Raw genomic sequence first — 18,732 nt, 5'->3', positions numbered from 1 at the left:
CTGCTGAGTGAGAGTGTTCATGCGCGCAGTACCACGCCGCTGTCGTCTTCCCACCAGACGTAGACCTGATCGTCCCATGTCGGGCGTGTGCCGCGGCGTTCGGCGTTGGCCATGAACGACTGCACGATCTTGCCGCCAGGCAGCTCGACGTAAAACACCGAGTGTCCGCCGAGGTAAGCGATGTCGTGAACCTTGCCCTGGGACCAGTTGTAACGGGTATCGGGTTTGAGGGTGCTGACCAGCATTTTTTCCGGGCGGATGGCGTAGGTGATCGACTTGTCCTGCACCGACGTACTCACGCCGTGACCGACGTAGATCTTCTGTTCGAGGTCCGGGCTGTGAATGATCGCGTGACCTTCCAGGTCTTCCACTACGGTGCCGTCGAAGGCGTTCACGTTGCCGATGAATTCGCAGACCATGCGGCTGACCGGCGCTTCATAAATGTCGACCGGACTACCGATCTGCGCGATCCAGCCCAGGTGCATGATCGCGATGCGTTGGGCCATGGTCATGGCCTCTTCTTGGTCGTGAGTCACCATCACGCAGGTCACGCCGACGCGTTCGATGATTTCCACCAATTCGAGTTGCATCTGCGAACGCAGCTTTTTGTCCAGCGCGCCCATCGGCTCGTCGAGCAGTAGCAGTTTCGGGCGCTTGGCCAGCGAACGAGCCAGTGCCACACGCTGACGCTGACCACCGGAGAGTTGATGCGGCTTGCGCTTGGCGTACTGGGTCATGTGCACCAGCTTGAGCATTTCTTCGACGCGGGCTTCGATTTCACTGGCGGGCAGACGGTCCTGCTTCAGACCGAAGGCAATGTTCTGCGCCACGGTCATGTGCGGGAACAGCGCGTAGGACTGGAACATCATGTTGATTGGCCGCTCGTACGGCGGCATATCGGTGATGTCCACGCCATCGAGGTAGATCCGCCCTTCGGTCGGTCGCTCAAAGCCTGCCAGCATGCGCAGGAGTGTCGATTTGCCGGAACCCGAACCACCGAGCATGGCGAAGATTTCGCCTTGGTGGATGTCCAGGGACACATCGTCTACGGCAATGGTTTCGTCAAATTTCTTGGTTACGCGGTCGACTCTCACCAGAACCTTTTTCGGTTGCTGATTACCTTCTAGAGCCTTCCTGTAAATGCTGGAGGCGTTTGCCATGTGAAACTCCCAACAGGTGTCAGTCGTCGGGCCAATACGGCCTGACTTAATAGTTGATTGCGAACCCGCACCGGGTACGGCCCTTGTAGGAGCCGAGCTTGCTCGCGATGGCGGCCTGCCAGTCAGCGTTGATGTCGACTGTCAGGGCCTCATCGCGAGCAAGCTCGGCTCCTACAAGGGTTACCCGTGTCGGTCGGGCTAATTCGGCGCCGCCGTCCTGGCTGCCTGGTCGTACTTGTTGTTATTGCGGTGTGTCGTTTTCGTGAGTCACGGATGCGCAAGGGCGCGCCCGCCCGACTCACGTGGGCAGTAAATGGATTAATCGAGTGTTCAGTCAGCGCGTATTACGCAGCGCCGCCCGTTGCCGACATGCGTCGCCAAACGCCTGGAAAATACTCAAGTAGGGAGGGTTGGCCAGGACCTGCCATTCCGGGTGCCATTGCACGCCGAGGGCGAAGGCCTTGCTGTGCTCTACGGAAATCGCTTCGATCAGGCCATCGGGAGCGATGGCTTCGGCGCGCAGGCCGGGGGCCAGTCGGTCGATGCCTTGGCTGTGAATCGAATTGACCTGGAACACCGGCGGCAATTCCAGCGCTTGGAACACACCGCCCGGTTGCACGCTGACCGCATGAGCCGGTGCGTACTGCACCGCCAGGTCCGGATGATCTGCTTCCCGGTGATCAAGCATGCCGGGCAATTCGTGGACCTTCTGATGCAAGCTGCCACCGAACGCCACGTTCATTTCCTGAAAGCCGCGACAAATACCGAGTACCGGAACACCGGCGGCAATCGCTGCACGCAATAAGGGAAGGGTGGTGCTGTCCCGGGCAGGATCGTGATCCGTGCCGGGTGCGCTGGCGGGGCCTTGATAGTGGAAGGGCTCCACATTCGACGGCGAACCGGTCAGCAACAAGCCGTCGAGATGCGCGAGCAGCTCATCAATCTCGGTTAGTTCGCCTAAGGAAGGAATGACCACCGGCAGCCCCAGAGCCGCGACGCTGACAGCACGCAAGTACTTGTCGCCGCTAACATGGTAGGGGTGCAGGCCAATCTGTTTGACGCACGCAGTAACGCCGATCAATGGCTTGAGTGCCATTTTTATCACCTCGAAGTTTCACACTTGAACGAGCTTTTCCGGAGCTTAGCCTCGTTGATTTTAATTAACAACTCTCATGTAAAAAATTCTAAACGCAAAAACGGTCGGGAATCCGGGCTGGCGCGGGTTTTAGGCGCTAAAGAGGCCGATGAGTGGCTGAGTCGGCCAATAAATTCAACGTTAAAGGCGCTTCGTTCGCTATTGACTTCACTTTGCCTTTCGGATTGACTGGGCTCGTGAAAGTGCGGTGAACATAATAATTAACAGCTAATAGGTGCATCATGTCGGTCCCTCTGCGTGCCGTTCAACTCAACGAAGCAAACGCATTCCTTAAGAAATATCCTGAGGTTTTGTACGTCGACCTTCTGATTGCGGATATGAACGGTGTGGTGCGCGGCAAGCGCATCGAGCGCACCAGTCTTCATAAGGTTTACGAAAAAGGCATCAATCTGCCGGCGTCACTGTTCGCTCTGGACATCAATGGTTCCACGGTGGAAAGCACCGGCCTGGGCCTGGACATCGGCGACTCCGACCGAATCTGCTACCCGATTCCCGGCACCCTGAGCATCGAGCCTTGGCAGAAGCGCCCCACCGCGCAACTGTTGATGACCATGCACGAACTCGAAGGCGAGCCGTTCTTTGCCGACCCGCGTGAAGTGCTGGCCAATGTGGTGCGCAAGTTCGACGAGATGGGCCTGACCATCTGCGCCGCGTTCGAACTCGAGTTCTACCTGATCGACCAGGACAACGTGAACGGACGTCCGCAGTCGCCACGCTCACCGGTTTCCGGCAAGCGTCCGATGTCGACCCAGGTGTACCTGATCGACGACCTCGACGAATACGTCGACTGCCTGCAAGACATCCTTGAAGGCGCGAAAGAGCAGGGCATCCCGGCTGACGCCATCGTCAAGGAAAGCGCCCCGGCGCAGTTCGAAGTGAACCTGCACCACGTCTCCGACCCGATCAAGGCTTGCGATTACGCGGTGTTGCTCAAGCGTCTGGTGAAGAACATCGCCTACGACCATGAAATGGACACCACCTTCATGGCCAAGCCGTATCCGGGCCAGGCGGGCAACGGTCTGCACGTGCACATTTCGATTCTCGACAAAGAAGGCAACAACATCTTTGCCAGCGAGGATCCCGAGCAGAACGCCGCACTACGTCACGCAATCGGCGGTGTGCTCGAGACCCTGCCGGCGCAGATGGCCTTCCTTTGCCCGAACGTCAACTCGTACCGTCGTTTCGGCGCCCAGTTCTACGTGCCGAACTCGCCAAGCTGGGGCATCGACAACCGCACCGTTGCGGTCCGTGTACCCACCGGTTCTGCAGACGCCGTGCGGATCGAGCACCGGGTGGCCGGCGCTGACGCCAACCCGTACTTGCTGATGGCCTCGGTGCTGGCCGGTATTCACCATGGCCTGACCAACGAAATCGAGCCGGGCCCACCGGTCGAGGGCAACAGCTACGAGCAGAACGAACAGAGCCTGCCGAACAACCTGCGCGATGCACTTCGCGAACTGGACGACAGCGAAGTCATGGCCAGGTACATCGACCCGCTGTACATCGACGTGTTTGTGGCGTGCAAGGAAAGCGAGCTGGCCGAGTTCGAGAACTCCATTTCGGACCTTGAGTACAACTGGTATCTGCATACGGTCTGACGGCCAAACACCCGTCGGCTAAGGATGAGGGGGTGTACACAAAACATGTGTGCACCGCGAATCCCCTGTAGGAGCTGAGCTTGCTCGCGATAGCGGTGGATCAGTCGCCATCAATATTGAATGTGATGGCCTCATCGCGAGCAAGCTTTGCTCCTACAAGGCAATCGGTCCGACGATCACCTATTCCTCCGCGTTGAGTCACTTCAATGGCAATTACTCGCAGCGGCTGGGAGCAACACTTCCAGTCCTTAACAATCGAAGGTCGGGCATTCATTGACGGCCACTACTGCTCGGCACTCAGTCGCGACACCTTTGAATGCGTGAGCCCGGTGGACGGCCGCTTCCTGGCGAACGTCGCCAGTACCGACGAAGCCGACGCGAATGTGGCGGTGCAGGTCGCACGCCGGGCGTTCGACTCCGGTGTCTGGGCCAAGCTGGCCCCGGCAGAACGCAAGCGCATCCTGATTCGTTTCGCCGATCTGATTCTGGCGAACCAGGAAGAACTGGCGCTGCTGGAAACCCTCGACATGGGCAAGCCGATCAGCGACTCCATGGCCATCGACATTCCAGCGACCGCCAACGCGATCCGCTGGAGCGCCGAGGCGATCGACAAGATCTACGACGAAGTTGCAGCGACGCCGCACGATCAGTTGGGCTTGGTCACTCGTGAACCGTCGGGCGTAGTCGCGGCCATCGTGCCGTGGAACTTCCCGTTGATCATGGCCAGCTGGAAGTTCGCACCGGCCCTCGCGGCGGGTAACTCGTTCATCCTCAAGCCTTCGGAAAAGTCGCCACTGACGGCAATCCGCATCGCTCAACTGGCGCTCGACGCGGGCATCCCGAAAGGCGTGTTCAACGTGCTGCCGGGCTTCGGTCACACCGTCGGCAAGGCGCTGGCGCTGCACATGGACGTCGACGTGCTGGCCTTCACCGGCTCGACGGCGATTGCCAAGCAACTGCTGATTTACGCCGGGCAAAGCAACATGAAACGCGTCTGGCTGGAAGCCGGCGGCAAAAGTCCGAACGTGGTGTTTGCCGACGCCCCGGATCTGCGCGCGGCAGCTACAGCTGCGGCCAGTGCGATTGCCTTCAATCAGGGTGAAGTCTGCACCGCCGGTTCGCGTTTGCTGGTGGAACGTTCGATTCGCGAGCAGTTCATCCCGCTGCTGGTGGAAGCACTGCAAGCCTGGAAACCGGGGCATGCCCTCGATCCGGAAACCACCGTCGGTGCGGTCGTCGATCAACGCCAACTGGACAACGTGCTGCGCTACATCAGCATCGGCAAAGAGCAGGGCGCCCAACTGATCGCGGGCGGCAAGCGCGCCCTTGAAGACACCGGCGGCCTGTACGTGGAACCGGCGATTTTCGACGGCGTGACCAACGCCATGACCATCGCCCGGGAAGAGATCTTCGGCCCGGTGCTGTCGCTGATCACCTTCGACACCGCCGAGGAAGCGCTGGCGATTGCCAACGACAGCATCTTCGGTCTGGCCGCCGGCGTCTGGACCAGCAACCTGAGCAAGGCGCACACCTTCGCTCGCGGCTTGCGCGCCGGCAGCGTCTGGGTCAACCAGTACGACGGCGGCGACATGACCGCGCCGTTTGGCGGGTTCAAGCAGTCGGGTAACGGTCGGGACAAATCGCTGCATGCGTTCGATAAATACACCGAACTCAAAGCGACCTGGATCAAGCTCTAACACTTCTACAGCGGCGGTCGCAGGCAAGTGCCTGCGGCCGTTCGGGAACTCAATCATGCAAAAACATGTAAACAGCTACTACGCCGCAACCCGCAACGAGACCATCGATTTTCCGGTGCTCGAAGAGCTGGTCGAGTGCGATGTCTGCGTCATCGGCGCGGGCTACACTGGTTTGTCGTCGGCCCTGTTCCTCAGTGAAGCGGGCTACAGCGTCACCGTGCTCGAAGCCGCCAAGGTCGGCTACGGCGCCAGCGGTCGCAACGGCGGTCAACTGGTCAACTCCTACAGCCGCGACGTCGATGTCATCGAAGAGCGTTACGGCGACAAGACTGCCGAAGTGCTGGGCAGCATGATCTTTGAGGGCGCGGACATCATCCGTTCGCGCATCAAGCAGTACGACATCAAGTGCGACTACAAGCCCGGCGGCATTTTCGCGGCGCTGAACAAGAAGCAGCTCAAAGGCCTGGCCGAGCAGAAACGTAGCTGGGAGCGCTACGGCAACAAGAACCTGAGGATGCTCGACGCGGCCGAGCTCAAGCGCGAAGTCGGTTGCGACAACTACGTCGGCGGGCTGCTGGACATGCAGGGCGGCCACATCCACCCGCTGAACCTGGCCCTCGGTGAAGCCGCGGCCATCATCGGCCTGGGCGGCAAGATCTACGAGCAATCGGCGGCGGTGGAAATCACCTACGGCGAGCCGATCACCGTGCGCACCGCTAAAGGCGTGGTGCGGGCCAAATACCTGCTGATCGCCGGTAACGCCTACTTGCCTCAGGACCTCGACAACCGCGTCACCCGCAAGAGCATGCCTTGCGGTTCGCAAATCGTCGTCACCGAGCCCTTGTCGGCCAAAGTCGCCAAGAGCCTGATCAGCAACAACTACTGCGTCGAAGACTGCAACTACCTGCTTGATTACTACCGCCTGACCGCCGACAACCGTCTGCTGTACGGTGGCGGCGTGGTCTACGGCGCCCGCGAACCGGACGACATCGAGCAACTGATCCGCCCGAAAATCCTCAAGACTTTTCCGCAATTGAAGGACGTGAAGATCGACTACCGCTGGACCGGCAACTTCCTGCTGACCATGTCACGCATGCCGCAATTCGGTCGCATCGAGAAAAACGCCTACTACATGCAGGGCTACAGCGGCCACGGCGTCACCTGCTCGCACCTGGCTGGCAAACTGATCTCGGAAATGATCCGCGGCGATGCCGAACGCTTCGACGCGTTCGCCTCCCTGCCGCACATGCCCATGTTCGGCGGCCGCACCTTCCAGGCCCCGCTCACCGCCATGGGCGCCGCGTACTACGCACTGCGTGACCGTTTCGGTATCTAGGTTGCACCTCGCCGGCGGCCACCGCAAAATGGGGCCGCCGGCTTTTTTATCAGCCGTTTATCGAACCTGCTGAGCAACATCAGCAAACGTGATTTAATAGCCGCCTTTCACGGTTCCGGGACAGGGGAACGGCGTGATACGCGGCCACCGCGCCCACCCGTCACCCACCCCCATTACCCTTAAGTCGTTCTCACATAAGGCTGTCATGGATACGGGTTCTCGACTCAAATTAGTACGCGAAAGCTACAAACTGTCCCAGCGCGAGCTGGCCCGGCGTAGCGGCGTCACCAATGCCACCATCTCCCTGATCGAACAGAATCGAGTCAGTCCTTCTGTCAGCTCCCTGAAAAAGCTCCTCGAAAGCATCCCCATGTCTTTGGCGGACTTCTTCACCTTCGATCAACCGCCCCAAGAGCACAAATACGTCTTCCGCGCCAACGAGCAGCCCGACCTGGGCCGTGATGGCCTGCGTCTTTTGCTGATCGGCGCGTCGGTGCCGAGTCGGCAGATGCGTCTGTTGCGCGAGCAATACGCACCGGGTGCCAGTTCTGGCGAAGAGCCGATTGTGCATGTGGAAGGGGAGGAGTGTGGGCTCGTTACCCGTGGCACGGTTGAGCTGACCGTGGATGGGCAGATCAGTGTGTTGAATGCCGGGGATGGGTATTACTTTCCGACCACACTACCGCACCGGTTTCGGAATATTGGGGCGGATGAGGCGGAGATCATTAGTGCGAATACGCCGGCGAATTTTTAATTAAGCAGATGATTCAGCGCTTTCAATGATCTGATGCATGGCTATAATGTTTTCAAATATTGTAGCCGTGATGGATCATGTATTTATGAATTTTAGCAATGCTCGCTATTATATTTGGATAGGCTCGCTTATCTTCGGCTCGGCAGGGCTGTATACGCTAATAATTGTTGGTGGGGTAAAGCAAGTAGTGCCTTTGGAGGGTGTCTATTTGCGCGGAGCCTACATTGCTACATATGTAGTTATTAGCTTTTTTGGCTTGCGTTTTTATATTCCTAGACTGCGTAATGTGTGGCTTGGCGGGATGATGGATGAGAAGTATATTAGTTTGCGTGGTTCTTGGATTGGCATGGTCATTGGAGCCATAACTGGGACCATGATTTTTATGCCACAGGTGAAAAAAATTGAGTTTTTAGAGGGTTCGCCTTATTTGCTGGTTGCAGCAGTTGTGTTCCTTGTTTTTATGTTGATCTTGGTCTTCTTGAGTTTTTATGCTGGGCGGTCGCGGCGTAGGCGATGATTGAGTTTTTCGCACTCATGGTTGCTTATTTTCAGTTGTTACGTTGCTCTCGTTTATCATTGTTTTGATTGTCATGGCGTCGACTAACGCTTCGAAAGCCAAAGCGAGCCTCCCCATTTGTTTGTAGGCCATTTCATAGTTGATAGGGTCGTGGTTGAATAACTGCATCGAGCCGGGCTTTCGAACAAGCTTTGATAAGCCGTTTATAGATAAGTACACGTCCATGGAGTAGTAGGCCATATTACCCTCGTAAATGCTTCCAAGCCGGTCCTGATAAAACTCTCGAACAGGCCCTACCACCCCGGGTGCGCCAGGGCCATTGTAGATATTGCCTGCGCCTTCATAGATGTTATTGAATCCATGCGCGATTAAAGGTATTCCGGGTACTACGGCCAAACCTCTTGTGCTCCCTAAAATGCTGGCGCCAGCCTCCATCTGCATGGCTCCCGCCACCATCCCCGCGCCGTTTTGAGCATAAAAAAGCACCTTGGACGATAACTCGGCATACTCCTCTCTGATTTCTTGTAATCCCTCCCGTGCGCTGATGATACCTTCATCAACCGCTTGGATAATTTCATCAGCATAAGAAGAAACAATCGAGCTAAATTGAAGCTGAAAAAAACTATTGTACAGCTGCGTAGCACCGATAGAACACCCGAACGCAACAAGATCGGACGCAGCTTTGGTCACGTCGTGAATGTCACAGATGTCATCACTCATCCTCGTTTCCCCAAGTACTATAAGCACACGTGCCCGCCTGAATGTGCGTCCAACTGATATCGCGATAACGAATGGATACTAATTCTTGCGGTTGGGCATCGCTCCTATATGTGGAGTGAGGTACTTGAAGGGTGATGTGGGCAATTTTCGCCCCCGTGAGTCGTATTGAGTAATATTTATCCTGGCCGCCCGCGGGTGATGTTCGATAAAAATGGATAGTGCACTCCACCTCTTCTCGCTCATGAAGCGCACTGGCCAACAGTGGCGATGATTTATCAATGTTCTTGGTAATCATGATAGGCAGGTGCTTGCCGCGACCGCCTGAACCTCCACCGTCATTACCCGTAATCATGTTGTGCGAGTAAGCCAAAATCATGATTTCGTCTTCATGATCAGTTTGACATTTATTACCGATGGCGCTTAGACCGGAACACCCGGCGGAAATCAAACCTTGGCGTTTGCCGGTAATGCTCATGTAACCGTGATTGGCCATAGGTGTCACTCCTTTTAGTCAGCTGAACACTCTGTTCCGAGCGTAACAGTTGCTCTATCGGGGAAGTTTTGGTTCTTGTTGTTGTGGCTAGGTGGGCTGAGAAGATTCAGAATTTTCGTACAGCAAAACGAGAAATCTGGAGATGAAGATGCCTACATGCACATAGGGGGTGTACTTGTTTAGTCATGTGTTCTTCAGCAAGTTAAAGGGACAGGTGACAGTGGCTGCTTTCGAACCCGAACGTTTTCAAACCACCTGAGCCGGACGCAGAAGTTTCGTAACTCCGCTCCGAGATTGACAAGCCGGATCACCCCAAACACTATCAACCCATGACCTACACACGCCGCATGAACATGATGTGCTCCTCCATGACCGCCTCTGGCGGGCCGTGAGGTCATGCGTTCGTAGGATTTGACGTAATTACCCAAGGCCCCGCCAGAAATGGACGGGGCTTTTTAGTTCTCCGTCCACCGATGGCTAACGGAGAATGAAATGTTCGAGATCAGACGCGCTACGCCAAGCGATTCCCAAACAGCCTTCGACATTCGCCTTCAAGCGATACGGCACCAGTGCATCGGCGCCTATACCGCGGAGCAAATGCTGGCCTGGACGGCAGGATCAGCCGAGGACGGGTACAGCGACCTGATGGAAAAACACTTTTATCTGGGCTGTGTTCAAGGAGAACCGGTGGCGACGGGAATGCTTGATCTGGAGAGCGGCGAAATTGGCGCGATCTTTGTGCTTCCGGGTTTTATGCAGCAAGGCATCGGCATGAAAGTCCTGAACCACCTGGAATGCTTGGCACGGGATCTGGGGCTGAAAGAAGTCAATCTGGACGCTACGTTGAACGCGGCTGATTTTTACCGGCGCTGCGGTTTCGTGGGTGACGAACCTGCTATTTACTATTCGCCCTCTGGGCTTCAGTTAGCTTGTGTTCCTATGGTGAAGGGGCTTTTGTAGAGAACAAAAGGGGGTTCCCATTAGTCGTGACTCAATGCGTCGGCAACTGCAATTGATCCAGAGTACAGCCGTTGGCCTTTGGCGATGACTGCCTGGCCTGAAGGCGTCGGGCCCCGGAATCCAAATCAAAGATGCTGACTTGGCAGGTGCCGAAATCATTAGGGCCGTCGGCGATGCCGACCTTGATCACATAGCGGGCACCTGGGATGAACTCACTGACGAAATCGATCTTGCAGGTGCGGTTGCCGCTGGCCCAGCCCTGCAGCACTAAGTGGATCGGTTTGGCCGCCTCAATGGTGCGGAAGCCTTCGGGTTTCGATGTCTCTCCACTGACCGAGAACAGTTTCCGACCAGGCGTCACCAACGGGTGTCTTTAACTGTACACCCACATTAAGAGCGGCCTCTCAGCGGCCCAATTGGTGAGGCATTGTGGACCGCCATATCGGGTTGACTGTTGCCGGTCGTCACAGGCCGGAGTCGTTACGTTCGACCTGATGTGAGGTCGGGTATGCCGATAAGGCAACTACGCACGATGCGGCGAGGGATCGTGCGGGCCGCCTGAAAGCTGCGCTGGAAAACCGAGGTGTTCATCCAGAGGCACTGAGCTGCTGCCGCATCGGCGGGCCTCCATCTAATCACGTTAGTTGTGCTGGCTGGATGTCTCAATATTCAGGTTTTAAGGTATTCAACGATTTGATCAATGTTGCTGATATGCGGCGCTGTATCAATCATATCGCTGGAGAGACACCACGGATAATTGAGGCTCTGCAGCCAATTCATTACTGACTCCAAGTCCTGTGCTGTGCAGGCTTGCATGTGTTCGATCGTGATGCGTAGATGCGATGCAAGCCCTGATGTTTGCAGGAACCGCCAGTGATATTCTCCGCAGCCTACGCGCAGTTCGCCAGTTTCTTTAACCGACATCCCCACCAACCATTTGCAGGTATGTACGGTGGCCTCTGTCTTTGGTGGCTCGCCGAGGCAGAAAGTATAAACGTTCTCATAACACTGGCCAAAGCGGCGCACTAATATGTCCGCGATGCCTGCCCGGCCGTTGACATGGGGGGGAATGAAATGACGCCTGTACGCACAACCATCTCAAGGGTTGCGTCGGGAGTGAAGCATTGCCGCAGGAGGTCTGGTCGGTTTCCGTCCTTGGCAAGGATGTATTTCTCAATCGAACGAGCGGTGGTCGGCATCTTGGAGACGTCCTGAAAGTCGATGAAGTTAATGTGGGTAATTGCTTTCCGGGGTCACGCCTTCACGTTCTAAAGTCGATGAACGTGAAAGGCGAAACCTGAAGCAAACTTAACGTGTTCGACAACGAGTTCGAGCGGTGAAACAGAGGTCGGCTGTTTATTTAAAGCGGTCAGCGACCGATGCTCGAAATACTTTACCGAATGGGCGAGATCGATGTGTGCGCAGCTTCAGAAGCTGCAATGCGGCGCCAAAAAACGCCACTGCACCGGCACCGATCGCTAGCGTCCAACTTGGCATTTCCAACAGCAATAGGAAACCTCCTGCGCCAGCACCTAATGCGCTCCCCAGGTAAAGTGCTGACTCGTTCAAGGCGACTGCTAAATTACCATCGCCATTTCGCTCCCGCTCTGAGATCAACTCGTTATTTTGCGGAACCTGTAAGGCCCACCCCACGCATCCCCATATAGCGATAGGAATCATGGCTAACCAAGGCGATATGGCCGCGGCCAGCGGCAGCGCCAATAGTGACGCAGTCAACACCAGCATTATGATAAATATCAGCACGGGTCCTTCAATACGTTCAACCAGCGGGGTAATCAAGAAACTTCCTGCTACCCCACCAAGGCCCCAAACCCAGAGATATGGCGTCACGCTATCGACTCCTCCGTAGGCGGGATCCGTCATGAGCGGGGCGATGAAAGTGTACATCCCCAAGCTGGACACTGCGGCTAGCAGCGAGACCAGCAGGGTGCTCACTACATTCCGGTTCTCTAGCAATAAGAGTTTGCTACGGATTGTCATCTGCGGTCCGGCAGGGAGCGCTGGAAGGTTGACTACCAACCCCAGCCATGAGGCAGCACCAAGCAGAGCAATCAGCCACAGAGCGGCCTGCCACCCTGACAGCTCGGCAAGCAGCAGACTGAAAGGGACACCCAGCACGGTTCCACTGGCCATTCCAGCCATGATGATGGCGATCGCTCGACCGCGCCCGTTAGGTTCAGATACTGCAACACAAGCAGTGATTCCGGTTGCCAGATAAACTCCGGCCCCCAGCCCGGCAATTGCACGACACACTAACAGCGCAGCGAAATCATCAACGACAGCGCTGGCCATATTGGCCAAGACGAAGATCGCCAAGGCGGACAACAACCCGAGCCTCTGTCGTTGTGGGGGTAAGAGGGCCACGAAGATAGGCGACCCGATGCCATAAGCCAAAGAGAACACAGCCACCAATTGAGCAGCCACCGCCACCTGCACATTAAAGGCCTGTTCAATCATAGGCACGAGGCCTGCCATTACATAGGACGCCATGCCCAGCGCGAAGGCGCCGACAGCAATCCAATAGACCGAAGAAGGTGTTGTCCTGAACATAAGAATCTCCCTTTGCGAAATTAGGGCGGCGCAACAATTACGCGTCATCCCCGGCGCGGCAAATTCTTTAGCAAGCTAATCATTGTTACAATATCTACACTTTATGCTGTTACAGGGAGCAACTGTGTAATGGGAAGAACACTCGAACGCACCCGAGACGAGTTGGCGGCATTTTTGCGCAGTCGCCGAGAGCGCATTTCACCCGAGCAAGCAGGATTACCAACGACTGGGCGAAGAAGGACGCCGGGGCTGCGTCGTGAGGAGGTCGCCGCGTTGGCAGGCGTCGGCTTGACTTGGTATACATGGCTTGAGCAAGGCCGCGATATTGGGGTTTCACCGGCTTTCCTCGACAGTCTATGTCGAGTATTGAAACTTGACGCCATGGAACGCAGGCACCTTTACTTGCTGACCTACCAACGTGCTCCAGCAGAACAGGCACAGACTTGGTGCGTCGTTCCAACGATCATCCATCGTTTGATGGCAGACATGCCGCTGCGCCCCGCCTATGTCCTGAATTTGCGTTGGGACGTTCTCGCATGGAATCCGGCCGGCGATAAAGTATTCAACTTTGCAGACAAACCTCCAGAGCAGCGCAACCTCCTGTGGATGCTGTTTACTGATGAGAAAATGCGTTCGCTGTTGTGCCCCTGGGAGGAGCAGGTGATACAAATGCTCTCTAGCTTTCGCAGGGATTTTGTTCATGCTTCGGCGCAAAGCGATGTTGCTGAGCTGGTGCGCAGCCTCGAGAAAGTCAGTGCAGAGTTCAAGTACTGGTGGAACAGGCAGGATATTCACGGCCCTTGCCAAGGCCTCAGAAACTTTGAAATTCCGTCATTCGGAAATATCTCGTTTGAGCATGCAACCCTGATAATTGACGCCGACAGGCACTTGCACTTGGTTTATTACGCGCCCAGTTTGGAAGGCGCTGCTCAGAGTAAGTTTGAGGGATGGCTTCAGGGCAGATATAGCTAGTTTGCAAGCCGATCATGCGCTCCTTATCCACTATTGACTATTCGCCCTCCGGGCTTCAGTTGGCTTGTGTTCCTATGGTGAAGGGGCTTTGCAGGTCAGGCATGGGTTAGTTGCTTAACTGGCTACAGACCGCCGGGGGCGGGGGCTCGTGCAAGACGTAATATTCCTGATGGCCACGATTGACAAACTCTCACGACTTGTAGGAATTTAGCCGCCCGCAGGTAAGGCATATCTGCTGACGGCCAAAAAATAGCCGTTATTCACCACACAAAGGATTGTCTATGCAAGGTTCAAATACCGTTGCCCAACCGGCGGACGGTCAGCTGGTGCATGCGCATCAGAACACCCCCCACATGAACATTGCCCAGCAAATTCTCGAATGTCTGTTTCGGCGTCGGAGTCTTGCCCCGGAACAGGATCATGAGCTTTCGTTGCAGGTGCTGGAACCCCATCTGGCGAAGGTGATGCAGGCGGTCGAGAGCGGTCGCAAAGTCGAAATGGTCTTGCCAGCCTTTCCCGGCAAATCGCCCAGCCGCAAGAAAACCCTAAGCCATCTCCCTGATCTTGCTGAACACCATGCAATCGACGAGTTACACCGCCTGTGTGAGGAGATCCGGGAGATCTATGCACCGGGCGCGCTGATTCATATCTGCTCCGATGGTTATGTGTTCTCTGACCTGGTGCATGTTCCCGATTCTGACGTCAAGGCTTACACCGACGCTATCCAGGACTACGCCGATCAGCACTATCCCGGTACGTTCGCCCATTTCGACCTCAGGGATGCCTATCCTCAGCTTGATTGTCTGGACGCCATGCGTGAGGAGATGATGATCGAGCACGGTCAGTCATTGATCCTGTTGCAACAGCGCTTCAAGGATGAACCGCATATGATGTTGATGTACTGCGGTATCCATCGCTTTCTGTCCGAGGATTATTCGGGGCTCAAGGTATTCGCCGGCATGAGCCTGAATGCGGTGAAGAAGGTCGCCAAGCCGGCCTCCCAGCGGGTGATTCAGCGCAGTGAAGCCTGGAGCGCCCTGTTACTGGCGCGCTACCCGCATTGCCTGCGCCTGTCGATTCACCCGCAATTGGCGGTGTCGACGAAGATCGGTATCCGGCTGGTGCCCACCAGTGACCTGTGGCGCACTCCCTGGCATTCGGTAGCCATCAAGCGACGGGGTGTGGTCACCCTCGAAAAACGCAGTAATGTCGATGAGCGCTATCACCGTCTGGTGTTCCGCAAGGGGCGTCCTTGTCACTACGCCAGTGCTCAATGATGGCGTCTCGGTTGCGGGTCGAAGCCGTACTCTTCGATTTGGATGGAACCTTGGTCGACACCTTGCCGGACATCACCTGGTGCCTGAACCAGGTGTTACTCGAACACGGTTGCCCGGTGCTGACTGCGCAAACAGTGCGGGGCTATATCGGTGGCGGGACCACGGCGATGATTGAGCGGGTTGCCGCGCAGTTTGGTATCGCTGGTGCGATCGCCCTGCACCAGCGCTATGTGACGCTGTATCAGCACAACCTGGTTCAATTTTCCCGGCCATTCAGCGGTGTACTGGAATTGCTCGAAGGCTGCCGCCAGTTACAGCTGCCGCTGGCTATCGTGACCAACAAGGCCGAGGAAATGGCCTTGCAGGTTTCCAGAACATTGCTGCCGCAGAATGTTTTCGGGCCGATTCTGGGGCATCGCACGGGCCGGTCACTCAAACCTCAGCCGGATGTGGCGTGGGAAGCCGCCCGGCGGTTGTCGGTTGATCCGCAACGCTGTTTGTTCGTCGGTGACACAGAGATCGACCTGAAAACTGCCCGTGCCGCAGGTATGTACTCGGCAGCGGTCACCTGGGGGTACGGCCTGACTCAGACGTTGCAGGCCCTAGCTCCGGACTTCTGCTGTGAGCAACCGGCCGGGTTGTTGCGCATTCTGCAGCAAGTCTGCGGGACAGCGCATGCGCTCACCGAGCATGGCGATACCGTCAAATCCTATTGATACACACAAACCCTCAAGGAAGTTGTTCTATGGAACATAGAGACGCCTGGATCGCTGCCGTCAGCGATTTGCTGGCTGGTTATCTGCTCAAAGGCACGGATGATTGTTTCGAAACACAAGGCCGGGCGCATCTGGCGCGCAGCCTGGGGCAGTACTTTGATCAAAACCTGCCAGTACGTCTGGTACTGCCAGGTTTTCCCTGCAAGTCGCCCAATGCCAGTGACCAGACCTTCGGCGTGCTGCCGGATTATGGTGAGGTGATGGCTATCGAGCGCCTCGACCAGCTCGGCCAAGCCATCGCCGCATTGCACACACCGGGCTGTGTGGTGTCGATCCTCAGCGACGGGACGACGTTCAATGACATCGTTGGTGTGGCCGATGACGTTCGCGCAGCCTACAACCGGGCTTTGCGTGAACTGTGCACCACCCATACGATTCAGTGGGTCAGCATGGAAGACCTGTTCCCGCAGGCCCAAAGTGCCGAGGCGGTTCGCGCCAGCCTGGTCAAGCAGGCTCGTCTACCCTGGAAAAACCTTGGAGAACTGATCGAGCAGAGCCGGCACGATGAATCCCTCAGCCAGGCCCATGACAACCTCTGCAGTCATTTGTACAACGACCTGCGCCTGTGCCGTGAGGACGGGCAGAGCGAGGACGAGTACCTGCAGCAAATCAACTTCAAAGCCTACCAAATGATGTTTCGCGGGCAGGCCTTGAATGCGGCAGTGGATCGTTTCTTCGGCGATGACATTCGATTATCGGTTCATCAGTACAGCAATGCCGGACCCAAATTCACCGTTGGGTTGGCTGAAGGGCTGACCCGTGTCGACAGCCCCTGGCATGCCGTGCCGGTGTGCAACATCGATGGAAGCCAGCGTCTTCGCGCGCGGGCCCAGGTCGACCTCGACCACCATGTGCTGGTCACCTGGCAGGGGCGGCCATGGCTCTACCACCAAACAGAAAACCCGCAGGCCCAAGGCTTCGAATACGAACTGCAAAAGCTGCCGCTATTTGGCCTGGTGGTGCGAGACCCGCTGGGGCTGGGTTTCGAGCGACTGTCCACCAGCCTGCTGGAGGCACTGGTGGAAACCTTTGGTTTCGTCTGTCTCAAGGGCTGTCGCTTCGACGACCAGGACAGTTTTGCTCGCAGCTGCGAACGCTTCGGCACGCTGTACGAGTGGGCCTTCGGTGCCGTGCATGTGGTCAAGCCCGCGGACCAACCCCAAGGCGTGGTGCACTCGCTGGAGAAAACGCCGTTGCACTGGGACCTGAACATGCTGCCCGACAGCGACCCACAGGTTCAGCGCAATCCGAAATTCTGCGCCAGCAAATTCATGCTGTATTGCAAGACCGCGCCGCAACCGGGCGAGGGCCAGACCACCATCGTCGACAGCCGAAACGTGCTGCGAAAAGTCGGGCAGCACGTCGCCCGACAATGGCAGGCAGTGAACATCACCTACTACACCAAGATGACTTACTTCGGCGGTTCGCCGCGCATGTACAGCCTGGTGGATCATCACCCCCGTAGCGGCGAACTCATCCTGCGTTACCAAGAGGGCACCGACTCGGCATTGCAGACCCTGAGCCAGTCTGTGCAAGACCATGATGAGCAGGCCCAGCAAGCGCTGCTTGAACAGGTCAACGCGCTGGTTTATGACCCGGACTGCCTGATCGCCCATCAGTGGAGCGAAGGTGATCTGGTGCTGATCGACAACTATCGGACGCTGCACGGCCGACTGCCGATGTCGCCGGCTTCCTCCTCGCGGGAGCTGTGGCGGGTACAGGTTTACTGACTGCTATTGTCTGGCAGGCCCTGGGGACAGGGCCTGCCAGAAATTCCCTTCGAGAGTTCTTCCCATCACTGCGCAATAAAGTCGCGAACCGCCCGAATAGTCTGGGTCGGCGCCTCTTCCATCAGCCAATGTCCTGCCCCCGGCACCACCACTTCCGTGACCTTGTCCGCTGCGTTGCGCATCACGATCGCCTCATTACTTCCAAAAGATTTTTCACCACCAATGGCCAGCACCGGCATCGTCAGTCGCGTCGCCATCGACGCTTTGTTGTCCACCTCATCCTGACGAATGCTGCGGAACTGGGCGAAGGCTGCGTGCATGGCGCCGGGGCGGGCGTAGAGTTTGGCGTAATGCTGACGGGTTGCTTCATCCTCCTTGGTGGGGTTGCCCGCGAACTCGGACGGGGCTTTTTAGTTCTCCGTCCATCTATGGCTAAAGGAGAATGAAATGTTCGAAATCAGACGCGCCAAGCCAAGCGATTCCCAAGCAGCATTCTATATTCGCCTTCAAGCGATACGGCATCAATGCATCGGCGCCTTCACCGCGGAGTAAGTGTTGGCCTGGACGGCAGGATCAGCCACGGACGGTACAGCAACCTGATGGAAAAACACTTTTATCTGGGGTGTATTTAAGGAGAACCGGTGGCGACGGGAATGCTTGATTTGGAGAACAGCGAAATCGGCGCGATCTCTGTGCTCCTGGGTTTTATGCAACAAGGCATCGGCTTGAGAGTCCTGAGCCACCTGGAATGCTTGGCACGGGATCTGGGGCTGAAAGAAGTCAATCTGGACGCTACGTTGAACGCTGCCTAATTTTACCGGCGATGCGGTTTGGGGGATGAACCTGCTATTTACCATTCGCCCTCTGGGCTTCAGTTGGCTTGTGTTCCTATGGTGACGGGGGTTTTGTGAAGTTGGCATGGGTTGATTGCGTCAAGGCTTACTTTTCAGTACCTGCGGACCTAACGAAAAATAATTCTACAGGCGACGTTAGTTCGTTGTGATAGCGATGATCG

Annotated in this window: 17 protein-coding genes and 2 pseudogenes; 11 read left to right on the top strand and 8 right to left on the bottom strand. The window is 56.6% G+C overall.

The window, feature by feature from the left end:
- Positions 1 to 17: 17 nt before the first annotated feature.
- Together AC1RJ3_RS25565 and AC1RJ3_RS25560 are read right to left on the bottom strand one after the other, a co-directional pair.
- Entirely contained in the window at positions 18 to 1,160 is a 1,143-nt protein-coding gene (locus AC1RJ3_RS25565; protein ID WP_054598125.1) for an ABC transporter ATP-binding protein, read from the bottom strand.
- Between the two features lie 334 nt (positions 1,161 to 1,494).
- On the bottom strand, positions 1,495 to 2,256 hold the full coding sequence (locus AC1RJ3_RS25560; protein WP_054598124.1) for a gamma-glutamyl-gamma-aminobutyrate hydrolase family protein: 762 nt from the start codon (positions 2,254 to 2,256) through the stop codon (positions 1,495 to 1,497).
- 281 nt (positions 2,257 to 2,537) lie between these two features.
- Here AC1RJ3_RS25560 and AC1RJ3_RS25555 point away from each other — a divergent pair, with 281 nt between their 5' ends.
- The 5 genes from AC1RJ3_RS25555 (at position 2,538) to AC1RJ3_RS25535 (ending at position 8,218) form a co-directional block, all read left to right on the top strand.
- Positions 2,538 to 3,914: a glutamine synthetase family protein gene (locus tag AC1RJ3_RS25555; protein ID WP_054598123.1), complete on the top strand. Its 1,377-nt coding sequence runs from the start codon at positions 2,538 to 2,540 to the stop codon at positions 3,912 to 3,914.
- A gap of 206 nt (positions 3,915 to 4,120) precedes the next feature.
- Positions 4,121 to 5,611 (top strand): aldehyde dehydrogenase, encoded by a 1,491-nt coding sequence (locus AC1RJ3_RS25550; RefSeq protein WP_493081213.1) that lies wholly within the window; start codon positions 4,121 to 4,123, stop codon positions 5,609 to 5,611.
- 55 nt (positions 5,612 to 5,666) lie between these two features.
- Complete coding sequence (locus AC1RJ3_RS25545) at positions 5,667 to 6,947, top strand: NAD(P)/FAD-dependent oxidoreductase (protein ID WP_493081211.1); 1,281 nt, start codon at positions 5,667 to 5,669, stop codon at positions 6,945 to 6,947.
- Between the two features lie 205 nt (positions 6,948 to 7,152).
- Positions 7,153 to 7,701 carry a cupin domain-containing protein gene (locus AC1RJ3_RS25540; RefSeq protein WP_054598121.1) on the top strand — a complete coding sequence of 183 codons (549 nt, stop codon included), beginning with the start codon at positions 7,153 to 7,155 and terminating at the stop codon, positions 7,699 to 7,701.
- Positions 7,702 to 7,738: 37 nt separating this feature from the next.
- Positions 7,739 to 8,218 (top strand): hypothetical protein, encoded by a 480-nt coding sequence (locus AC1RJ3_RS25535; RefSeq protein WP_489112371.1) that lies wholly within the window; start codon positions 7,739 to 7,741, stop codon positions 8,216 to 8,218.
- Between the two features lie 15 nt (positions 8,219 to 8,233).
- Here AC1RJ3_RS25535 and AC1RJ3_RS25530 read toward each other — a convergent pair whose 3' ends face one another.
- On the bottom strand, positions 8,234 to 8,938 hold the full coding sequence (locus tag AC1RJ3_RS25530; RefSeq protein ID WP_493081209.1) for a DUF4225 domain-containing protein: 705 nt from the start codon (positions 8,936 to 8,938) through the stop codon (positions 8,234 to 8,236).
- Positions 8,931 to 9,431 (bottom strand): Hcp family type VI secretion system effector, encoded by a 501-nt coding sequence (locus tag AC1RJ3_RS25525; protein ID WP_493081207.1) that lies wholly within the window; start codon positions 9,429 to 9,431, stop codon positions 8,931 to 8,933. The genes AC1RJ3_RS25530 and AC1RJ3_RS25525 overlap by 8 nt, the downstream gene beginning before the upstream one ends.
- A gap of 492 nt (positions 9,432 to 9,923) precedes the next feature.
- Between AC1RJ3_RS25525 and AC1RJ3_RS25520 the strand changes: the two genes are divergently transcribed.
- Positions 9,924 to 10,391 (top strand): GNAT family N-acetyltransferase, encoded by a 468-nt coding sequence (locus AC1RJ3_RS25520; protein ID WP_347927317.1) that lies wholly within the window; start codon positions 9,924 to 9,926, stop codon positions 10,389 to 10,391.
- A gap of 31 nt (positions 10,392 to 10,422) precedes the next feature.
- Here the strand turns inward: AC1RJ3_RS25520 and AC1RJ3_RS25515 are convergent, their stop codons facing one another.
- The 3 genes and pseudogenes from AC1RJ3_RS25515 to AC1RJ3_RS25505 form a co-directional block, all read right to left on the bottom strand.
- Positions 10,423 to 10,755 (bottom strand): hypothetical protein, encoded by a 333-nt coding sequence (locus AC1RJ3_RS25515; protein ID WP_347927316.1) that lies wholly within the window; start codon positions 10,753 to 10,755, stop codon positions 10,423 to 10,425.
- A gap of 305 nt (positions 10,756 to 11,060) precedes the next feature.
- Positions 11,061 to 11,590: pseudogene (locus AC1RJ3_RS25510) on the bottom strand (nuclear transport factor 2 family protein).
- A 157-nt stretch (positions 11,591 to 11,747) separates the two neighbouring features.
- Positions 11,748 to 12,962: an MFS transporter gene (locus tag AC1RJ3_RS25505; RefSeq protein WP_493081204.1), complete on the bottom strand. Its 1,215-nt coding sequence runs from the start codon at positions 12,960 to 12,962 to the stop codon at positions 11,748 to 11,750.
- A 129-nt stretch (positions 12,963 to 13,091) separates the two neighbouring features.
- On the opposite strand from AC1RJ3_RS25505, the gene AC1RJ3_RS25500 reads away from it, so the two are divergent.
- From AC1RJ3_RS25500 to AC1RJ3_RS25485, 4 genes are all read left to right on the top strand, one after another.
- Positions 13,092 to 13,934, top strand: coding sequence for a helix-turn-helix transcriptional regulator (locus tag AC1RJ3_RS25500; protein WP_493081202.1), 843 nt, complete (start codon positions 13,092 to 13,094; stop codon positions 13,932 to 13,934).
- A 281-nt stretch (positions 13,935 to 14,215) separates the two neighbouring features.
- Positions 14,216 to 15,211: an L-tyrosine/L-tryptophan isonitrile synthase family protein gene (locus tag AC1RJ3_RS25495; protein WP_477773981.1), complete on the top strand. Its 996-nt coding sequence runs from the start codon at positions 14,216 to 14,218 to the stop codon at positions 15,209 to 15,211.
- A complete protein-coding gene (locus AC1RJ3_RS25490; protein WP_493081232.1) occupies positions 15,211 to 15,927 on the top strand; it encodes an HAD family hydrolase in 717 nt (238 codons plus the stop codon). Before AC1RJ3_RS25495 ends, AC1RJ3_RS25490 begins: the two co-directional genes overlap by 1 nt.
- A gap of 29 nt (positions 15,928 to 15,956) precedes the next feature.
- Positions 15,957 to 17,717, top strand: coding sequence for an isocyanide synthase family protein (locus tag AC1RJ3_RS25485; RefSeq protein WP_493081199.1), 1,761 nt, complete (start codon positions 15,957 to 15,959; stop codon positions 17,715 to 17,717).
- A 65-nt stretch (positions 17,718 to 17,782) separates the two neighbouring features.
- Here the strand turns inward: AC1RJ3_RS25485 and AC1RJ3_RS25480 are convergent, their stop codons facing one another.
- The gene (locus AC1RJ3_RS25480) at positions 17,783 to 18,037 is read right to left on the bottom strand and encodes an alpha/beta fold hydrolase (protein ID WP_493081197.1); all 255 of its coding nucleotides are present in this window, start codon (positions 18,035 to 18,037) and stop codon (positions 17,783 to 17,785) included.
- Positions 18,038 to 18,164: 127 nt separating this feature from the next.
- Between AC1RJ3_RS25480 and AC1RJ3_RS25475 the strand changes: the two are divergent.
- Positions 18,165 to 18,628: pseudogene (locus AC1RJ3_RS25475) on the top strand (GNAT family N-acetyltransferase).
- The last annotated feature ends 104 nt before the right edge of the window (positions 18,629 to 18,732 follow it).

The sequence above is a fragment of the Pseudomonas sp. GW822-FHT04C11 genome (genome assembly GCF_058800905.1).
The sequence above is the reverse complement of the archived record's forward strand: the minus strand, read 5'-3'. Positions and strand labels throughout refer to the sequence as shown.